Genomic DNA, 740 nt, shown 5'->3' on the forward strand with positions numbered 1-740 from the left:
TCAATTACCTATCGAAGTGGAACCGGGCAAGTACCGCGCACGAATCACTTCTGGAAACGGCGTATTTTTGCGTGCGCAAGAACAGGTGATTTTGGTGTACCCAAACCCAGTCTCACGTACGTGTATTCAATCTCGTAGCCCAGAGAACCCACACCAGCTGGTGGTTAGCGGTGAACAAGGTATGATTGCTCCCGGTTCTATCGCGGTAAATGTCGAACAAAATGCACCTGATGGCTTCATTACCTACAGCCAAGGGCAAGTGTCACAGGATGGTATGAAAACCACCTTGAACTTGGATAACGATCCTGAACTGGGCAAGTACTCATGGCGCGGAGAAATCTTTGCAACGGATTTCGCAACCCAGCGAGCACTGGTGTTTCCTATTCAAGAACAAACCTTCAGTGTCGTTGATGAAGTGGATTTAGAAGCTGCCCGCATCGCCAAAGAAGCAGAGCTGGCCGAGCAACGCCGTATTGAGATGGAAAAACGCATCATTGCAGAGCGCGAAGCTGAGCGTAAACGCAGCATGATCATCATTGCGGTCGGCAACGTAGTGATGCTTTTGATTGCTATTGTGGCTTGGATTGTGTGGCGCAAGTTAAAAGCGAAACGACAAGCCATGCCTGAAATGCAATTGGAAGTGCCAAAGAAATAAGGCAGAAGAGTTAGAGAAAGAACGGAGCCCATCGGCTCCGTTTTTTTTCCTAGGTTTTTTGCCATGAATGCTAGGGATCTTCTGT

At 48.4% G+C, this 740-nt stretch carries 1 pseudogene; it reads left to right on the top strand.

The window, feature by feature from the left end:
* Window positions 1–655: pseudogene (locus tag R7Z50_RS26950) on the top strand (TIGR03503 family protein); the annotation flags it as partial.
* Window positions 656–740: the final 85 nt, after the last annotated feature.

The sequence above is a fragment of the Vibrio sp. 1249-1 genome (assembly GCF_033340495.1).